At 37.1% G+C, this 6,448-nt stretch carries 9 protein-coding genes; 3 read left to right on the forward strand and 6 right to left on the reverse strand.

Annotated features, from left to right (window positions below):
• The 3 genes from HRT72_07330 to HRT72_07340 all read left to right on the forward strand — a co-directional run.
• Window positions 1-378 (forward strand): hypothetical protein (locus HRT72_07330; protein NQY67517.1); only part of this gene is annotated, 378 nt, incomplete at its 5' end.
• A gap of 51 nt (window positions 379-429) precedes the next feature.
• On the forward strand, window positions 430-963 hold the full coding sequence (locus HRT72_07335; protein ID NQY67518.1) for a DUF255 domain-containing protein: 534 nt from the start codon (window positions 430-432) through the stop codon (window positions 961-963).
• Window positions 964-1,105: 142 nt separating this feature from the next.
• Window positions 1,106-1,720, forward strand: a complete 615-nt coding sequence (locus HRT72_07340) for a sigma-70 family RNA polymerase sigma factor (GenBank protein NQY67519.1) — start codon at window positions 1,106-1,108, stop codon at window positions 1,718-1,720.
• On the opposite strand, the gene HRT72_07345 is transcribed toward HRT72_07340, so the two are convergent.
• The 6 genes from HRT72_07345 to HRT72_07370 form a co-directional block, all read right to left on the reverse strand.
• Window positions 1,717-2,499 (reverse strand): tryptophan synthase subunit alpha, encoded by a 783-nt coding sequence (locus HRT72_07345; GenBank protein NQY67520.1) that lies wholly within the window; start codon window positions 2,497-2,499, stop codon window positions 1,717-1,719. The genes HRT72_07340 and HRT72_07345 overlap by 4 nt on opposite strands.
• Window positions 2,500-2,501: 2 nt before the next feature.
• On the reverse strand, window positions 2,502-3,680 hold the full coding sequence (gene trpB / locus HRT72_07350) for a tryptophan synthase subunit beta (GenBank protein NQY67521.1): 1,179 nt from the start codon (window positions 3,678-3,680) through the stop codon (window positions 2,502-2,504).
• Entirely contained in the window at window positions 3,677-4,297 is a 621-nt protein-coding gene (locus tag HRT72_07355; protein NQY67522.1) for a phosphoribosylanthranilate isomerase, read from the reverse strand. Before HRT72_07355 ends, trpB begins: the two co-directional genes overlap by 4 nt.
• 3 nt (window positions 4,298-4,300) lie before the next feature.
• Complete coding sequence (locus HRT72_07360; protein NQY67523.1) at window positions 4,301-5,098, reverse strand: indole-3-glycerol-phosphate synthase; 798 nt, start codon at window positions 5,096-5,098, stop codon at window positions 4,301-4,303.
• A 1-nt stretch (window position 5,099) separates the two neighbouring features.
• The gene (gene trpD, locus HRT72_07365) at window positions 5,100-6,086 is read right to left on the reverse strand and encodes an anthranilate phosphoribosyltransferase (protein NQY67524.1); all 987 of its coding nucleotides are present in this window, start codon (window positions 6,084-6,086) and stop codon (window positions 5,100-5,102) included.
• Window positions 6,087-6,088: 2 nt separating this feature from the next.
• On the reverse strand, window positions 6,089-6,448 hold a 360-nt coding region (locus HRT72_07370), incomplete at its 5' end, for an aminodeoxychorismate/anthranilate synthase component II (GenBank protein ID NQY67525.1).

The raw sequence follows: 6,448 nt of genomic DNA on the forward strand, positions 1-6,448 counted from the left end.
ATTAAAACATTAAATAAATATTATTACCCAATCAAACTAAATGCGGAGAACAAAGAACCGATTGTTTTTATGGACAGCACTTTTATTAGTACAGTTCCAGTAGACAGACGAGGCCCACATGAATTTGCAAAATTCATTATCAATGGTCCTAAAATGGTATATCCGTCTTTAGTTTTCATGGATGAGCGAGCTAGATGGTTACAAGTCATTCAATCTGCATTGACTCCCGATAAGTTTGAAGCAGTAATTAAATACTTCGCACAAATTAATTTGGACAAAGAAAACTTAACCTATGAAGAATTTATGAAATCCTTTGTTCCTGAAATTCCAGCACCTGTTATTGGAGTAAAACAGGTGCAACAACCAGCAACTAAATAATAAATTAACAAGAAACTCGTTGACATGAAATTATTATCAAACAAAATGAAAATCACAAAAGCATTTATAGTTGTAGCCTTACTCCTTTTTATATCGAGTAGCTCTTTCGCTCAGGAAAAAATTAACTGGATGTCGTGGGAAGAGGCAATAGAGGCTAATGCCAAAGAGCCAAAGAAAATAATGGTAGACGCTTATACGTGGTGGTGCGGTTGGTGTAAAAGAATGGATGCAACAACTTTCACAAATCCAGTTATAGTTAAAGAACTTAATGAACACTATTATTCGGTTAAATTTAATGCGGAACAAGCAGAACCCATAACCTATAAAGGCAAGACATATGTTAATCCTAAACCCGGTGTTAATAGAAGTACGCATGAATTTGCAATTGCTCTATTAAGGGGACAGTTATCTTATCCACAATTTGTACTACTCGATGAAGCAGAACAGATGTTACAAGTTATAACCGGTTACAAAGAGGCTCCCCAAATGGAAGTAATTCTTAAGTTTTTTGGAGGTGATAGTTATAAAACCGTTTCAGGCGAGGATTACCAAAAAACATTTATAAGCGAGATTACAGCAAAGTAATATTGTAAGGATAATTCTCTGACATTTTGCGGTTCCTTTACATAAGGAGCAAAATCCATAACTTTTATTATACACTCTTTTTTTATAACTTGAGAAAAACTATAGTCGTAACAGACATAGTCTCAAGAATACTATTGGAAACATGGCGAATCTCAAAAAACTCAACGACCGAGAGCTGGCAGCACTGATACAGGAAACGAACAGTGAATCAGCATGCGTTGAGATAATGCGTAGGCATAAAAAATCGATCTATTTCATGGTTCTAAAAGCGATACGAAATCAAGATGATGCCAAAGACATCATGATAGAATCATTTGCAAAAGCATTTATTAACATCCATCAGTATAATCCACAATACGCATTTAGCACGTGGATATATGGTATTGCAAATAATAGATGTACGGATTTCTATCGAAGAAAAAAGATGGATACTGTTTCAATAGACAAAATCCACACATACGACAGCGGCGATGAAATTAAGATGGAGTTGAAAAATGAAAATCTAAATATGGAAGCTCGTATTATTAAAAGAGAGCAATATAAAAGACTTTACAATCTTCTTGAGCAACTCCGCCCCTCTTATCAACAAATAATTAAGCTAAGATATTTTAAAGAGTACTCGTACGAGTCGATATCAAACGAAATGAATATTACCCTTAGCAAAGTTAAAACTGAGCTATGGAGAGCAAAGAAAGAGCTCTTTAAAATATACGATCAGTACGAGAGGAAATATGACTTCAAGGAAATAAAACCTTAGTTAATTCCCTTAATCTTATTTGCAAAGCTTTCTATATTCTTTTCTAAAGAAGTATTATAATTGCTCACTGCGCGAATAAACTCACTTCCGATAATTGCCCCATTAGCATTCTGGGTAGCTTTAGTAAATGAATCGTGATCAGAAATCCCAAATCCAATCATTATAGGATTTTTCAATCCCATCTCATTAACTCTTACGAAGTAGGCCTCTTGTCCTGAAGTATCTAATTTTGATCCAGTCGTGCTCGAAGAAGATACTACATAGATAAAACCACTGGAATGCTCATCAATCAGTCTAATTCTATCTTCCGAAGTATGAGGTGTGATTAAACATACATTGCATAAGTTATGTGCTTCAAAAATGGCTTTGTACTCCGATACGTATTCTGACAAAGGCAAATCCGGAAGTATTACTCCATCAATACCAACGGCAACACAATCTTTACAAAACTGCTCAACACCATATTGCATAATCGGATTTAAGTATCCCATTAAGATTAATGGAATTTTAATCGTTGATCTAACATCCTTAAGCTGTTGAAGCAACAATTTAAGTGTCATTCCATTGTTCAATGCCACTTCCCCACTTTGCTGAATCGTTTCACCATCTGCCAATGGATCTGAAAACGGTATTCCAATTTCTACTAATCCAACACCTTCAGCCTGTAATCTTGTCAAAATCTCCATGGTATCATCTAACTGAGGATATCCTGCAGTGAAATAAACCGACATCACCTTTTCCTGTGTGTCCTGAAATAAGGATACAATTTTATTCTCCATGATTACTTCTTATGTCTTATATATGTTGCCAAGTCTTTGTCTCCTCTACCCGACAAACAAACCACAATAACTTCATCTCCGTTGAATTTCATTTTCTTAAGTTGTGCCAAAGCATGTGCTGATTCTAATGCAGGAATAATTCCCTCTAATCGACTTAGCTCAAAAGCTGCATCTAAAGCTTCAGTATCTGTTACACTTCCAAATTCTGCTCTACCAGATTCTTTTAGGTGAGCATGCAAAGGACCAACTCCGGGGTAATCTAATCCTGCCGATATAGAATAAGGCTCTACAATCTGCCCATCATCTGTTTGCATTAACAAAGTCTTACTCCCATGAATAATACCAGGCTTACCAAGAACCGAAGTAGCGGCTGACTCACCAGAATTAATGCCTTTACCAGCTGCTTCAACAGCGATTAATTTAACAGACTCTTCATCCAAATAATGGTAGAATGCACCGGCAGCATTACTTCCACCTCCAACACAGGCAATAACAATGTCAGGATTCTCTCTTCCTTCCTTCTCCTTCATTTGCCATTTGATCTCTTTACTGATCACAGACTGAAAACGAGCAACCATATCTGGATAAGGATGTGGTCCTACAACAGATCCTATAATGTAAAAGGTATCAATTGGGTTATTGATCCAATCACGGATAGCTTCGTTTGTCGCATCCTTCAAGGTTCTACTTCCAGATTTAGCCGGGCGAACTTCAGCACCTAACAACTTCATTCTCTCAACATTGGGTGCTTGACGCTTAATGTCAATCTCGCCCATATAAACTATGCATTCAAGTCCCTTTAATGCACACACAGTTGCTGTAGCTACACCATGCTGACCAGCACCAGTTTCTGCAATAATTCTTTTCTTACCCAAATGCTCAGCCATTAATATCTGACCAATAGTATTGTTAATCTTGTGCGCTCCTGTATGGTTAAGATCTTCTCTTTTTAAATAGATTTTAGTTCCATAAACTTCGGATAACCTTTTGGCGTGAAACAAAGGAGATGGTCTGCCAGCGTAATCATTTAATAGATATAAGAACTCTTTTTGAAATTCTTCCGACTCAATTACATTTACATATGCTTTTTTGAGTTCTTCTACATTTGGGTATAACATCTCAGGGATGTATGCTCCCCCAAATTGGCCATAGTAGCCATTCTCATCAACTTGAAACTTCATTGTCTTATTTTACTAATAAATTCCTTTAATCTTGCTATATCCTTCATTGCCGGTCCCGTTTCGAACTTACTGTTCACATCGATTCCTACAATATTGAATTCTCTGAGATTATCCAGTTCACTTAACATATTCTCATCTATTCCTCCACTTAAAAAGAAAGGCACCTCATTATCGTATTTCTTAAGCAAACTCCAATCAAAGGTAACACCATTACCACCATACTCCGCACCTTTAGTATCAAACAAAAAGTAGTCTACCGATTCTTTATATGGAACAGTGGTTTCGAAATCAAAGGCAGAGTCTACAGAAAAAGCTTTCATCACCTGAAACCCCATTTCTTTCAGTTCTGCACATTGCTCAGGCGACTCATCACCGTGCAATTGAAACATCGTAATATCGTTTCTAGATGTAAGACGCATGATTTCATCCGTTGTCTCATTTACAAATACCCCAACTTTCTGAATCTCGTCATCTAATTCTTCGATAAACTCCAAGTCCTCCCAGGTTACGTCCCTCTTAGAACCTTTATAAAAAATAAAGCCTATATAATCAGGTTTTAATGCAGCCAATTCAGCCACATTATCTTCATCTCGCATACCGCATACTTTGATCTTCATAACTTATTGAATTGCACGAGCTGCAGAACGAATGTCCGTTAGTAATTCGAAACACTTCTCCCCTGGATTTTCAGTCTTCATAAAAGTTTCGCCAATCAAAAAGCCATTGTATCCATGCTTGTAAAGATTCATGATTGTATCAACGTCCTTTAAGGCACTTTCAGAAATACATGGAAGCTCTTTCGGAATTAACTCATTCATTTCAATCGACTGATCGATGTTGACCGTAAAGTCTTTTAGGTTTCTATTATTCACACCAATAATATCCACAAACTGATTAATATGCCCTAATTCCTCCTTACCCCTAACTTCCAAAAACACCTCAAGATCAATTGACTTAGCAAATTTACCTAAAGCTATCGTTTCACTAATCGACAAAACCGAAGCAATCAATAAAATAACATCTGCCCCGATAGATTTTGCCTCTAGCAACTGGTATTCATCCACAATAAACTCCTTTCTTAAAATTGGAATCTCAATCGCATTACGTGCTTCAACCAAATCGGCCATTGTACCTTGAAAATACTTCTCATCTGTTAATACAGAAACAGCGCTGGCGCCAGCTGCTTGGTATCCCGCAACTACATCGGCTACTTTAGCAACACCATTAATCAATCCCTTCGAAGGAGATCTTCTCTTAAACTCCGCCACAATACATGGCTCTTGTGTACTTAGTATTTTTTCAGCTAATGAATAGCTAGCGAACTTTAAATCATAATCTACCTTAATTGTTGGTCTTTCCGACTTTCTAGCATCAACCTCCAACCTTTTATCGGCAACTATTTTATCTAGAATATTCATATTAACTCATTAACTTTTTCAAGGCTCCTAATGCTTTACCCGATTCCAGGGATTCTTTCGCATATCCCAAGGCATCTTCAATTGATGTGTTTTTCTTCGCGCAGTATATCCCCATTCCCGAATTCGCGATAACTGCATTATTTTGGGCTTCCGTGCCTTTGCCTTCTAGAATACTCATAAAGATTTTCGCAGCTCCTTCAACAGTACCTCCTCCATGAATCTCCTCTTGTGTAATTTTCTTCATTCCTAAATCACTTGGGGATAAAACACGTTCTCTATTCCGATCAATCATTTTAAAATCTCCTGTTAACGAGATCTCATCATATCCATCTAAAGCGTGTAATATCACATAATTACGGTCGATATCTTGATACAAGTAATTGTACATTCTAGCAAGCTCCAGATTAAATACACCGACTACTTGATTTTGAGGAAACGAAGGATTAACCATTGGTCCAAGCATATTAAAAAAGGTTTTAACACCAACTTCTCTTCTCACAGGACCAACATTCTTCATAGCAGGATGAAACATAGGGGCGTGCAAAAAGCAAATACCCGCATCCTGTAACTGCTTTCTTAGCACATCTTGATCATTGGTAAAAGTATAACCCAGATGCTCGATTACATTTGAAGACCCGCAACCGGATGATACACCATAATTCCCATGCTTTGCTACACTAATACCAGCTCCAGAAACTATGAAAGAAGATAGTGTTGAAATATTGAAGGTGTTTTTACTATCCCCCCCGGTTCCACACATATCGATTGTTTCGAAATCACTTAAGTCGATACGAACACATAAATCTAACAGCGCCTCACGAAAACCACCAAGCTCTTCAATAGTAATATCTCGCATTTGAAATACAGTAAGGAATGCAGCAATTTCGCTGTTGTTGTATTTAGCACTTCCAATATCCGTCAGAACAGCTTTTGCAGCCGCTTTGCCTAAAGTATTGTGATCGAATAAATGATTTAAGATTTCTTTCATTCTTAATGCTTAACCCAATTTGTAATAATCTCTTGTCCGTGTTCTGTCAGTATGGATTCTGGATGAAACTGAACTCCTTTTAAATCAAACTCCTTGTGAGATATAGCCATTATATCTTCCTTTTCATCTCTAATAGTCACATTAAACCCTTCAGGCAATGTATTTTTATCCACTTTCCATGAATGGTATCTTCCAGCACGAAACGAGTAAGGCAAGCCTTTGAACAAGTAATCATCTTCGGCAACTATTTCCATTAACGTTGCAACACCATGATACACAGTAGACATGTTTATTAACGATCCACCGAAAGCCTGAGCTATAGCCTGGTGACCTAAACATACTCCTAAGATGCTTTTTGTTGA

The sequence above is a fragment of the Flavobacteriales bacterium genome (assembly GCA_013214975.1).
Taxonomy (GTDB): Bacteria; Bacteroidota; Bacteroidia; order DT-38; family DT-38; genus DT-38.